The organism is Hydrogenophaga flava NBRC 102514, assembly GCF_001571145.1.
Classification (GTDB): Bacteria; Pseudomonadota; Gammaproteobacteria; order Burkholderiales; family Burkholderiaceae_C; genus Hydrogenophaga; species Hydrogenophaga flava.
On sequence record NZ_BCTF01000075.1, the window covers coordinates 1 to 1,073 of the forward strand.

General features: G+C 66.4%; 1 protein-coding gene and 1 pseudogene. Both read left to right on the forward strand.

The features are described from left to right. Nucleotides 1-158: pseudogene (locus tag HFL01S_RS25855) on the forward strand (methyl-accepting chemotaxis protein); the annotation flags it as partial. 25 nt (nucleotides 159-183) lie between these two features. Then, nucleotides 184-1,073, forward strand: an 890-nt coding sequence (locus tag HFL01S_RS24450; RefSeq protein ID WP_157539144.1) for an MCP four helix bundle domain-containing protein, incomplete at its 3' end; no start/stop codon positions are given.

Consider the following 1,073-nt stretch of genomic DNA (forward strand, 5'->3'; position numbering starts at 1 on the left):
AAGGCATCGGCCAGGTGAATGTGGCGGTGACTCAGCTGGACCAGATGACGCAGCAGAACGCGGCGCTGGTCGAGGAAAGCGCGGCCGCCGCCGAGAGCCTGAAGGACCAGGCCGCCCGTCTGGCCCAGGTCGTGGCCACGTTCCGTACCGAATCCTGAACCCACTTTCACAGGCTGAACAGACATGACACTCAACAACCTCAAGATCGGTCAGCGACTGGGCCTGGGCTTCAGCCTGCTGGTGGGCTTGCTGGTCGCGATCACCGTCACTGCCTTGTTGCGGCTCCAGGACTCGGCGGCGCAGACGCGCGCGATGATGGATGTGCCACTGACCAAGGAGCGCGCGGTCAGCGACTGGTACGCCAACGTCAACGCAGGCGTGCGCCGCACGGGGGCGATCGCGCGCAGCGCCGACCCTTCCCTGGTGGAGTTCTTTGCCGACGACGTGAAGGAGGCCAGCAAGATCTCCAGCACGCTGCAGAAGCAGATCGAAGGACTGCTGTCCAACGACCGCGAGCGCGAGGTGTTTGCCAAGCTCGCGCAGTCGCGGGCCACGTTCATCCGCGTGCGCGACGACATCACCGCTTTGAAGAAAGAGGGTCAGGCCGACCAGGCGCTGGCCAAGCTGAATGGCGAATTCCGTCCGGCCGCGGATGCGTATCTGGCGGGCATGCTGTCCCTGCAGGCGCTGCAGCGCGAAGAGATCGATCGCCTGTCGGCCGAGCTGCGTGAAAAGAACGACAGCAGCGCCTTCTGGCTCACGGTGCTGGGCGTGCTGGCCGGTCTGGTGGGCGTGGCGGCGGCGTGGGTGATCTCGCGCAGCATCACCACGCCCCTCGCCATGGCGGTGGGCGTGGCCCAGCGCATCGCCGACAACGACCTCACCCAGCGCATCGAGACCCATCGCAAGGACGAGCTGGGCGACCTGCTCAATGCCCTGGGCACCATGACCCATTCGCTGGCCCGGACAGTGGGGCAGGTGCGCAGCGCGACCGATTCCATCAACACCGCATCCAGTGAAATCGCCGCCGGCAACCAGGACCTGAGCGCCCGCACCGAGCACGCGGCCTCGAA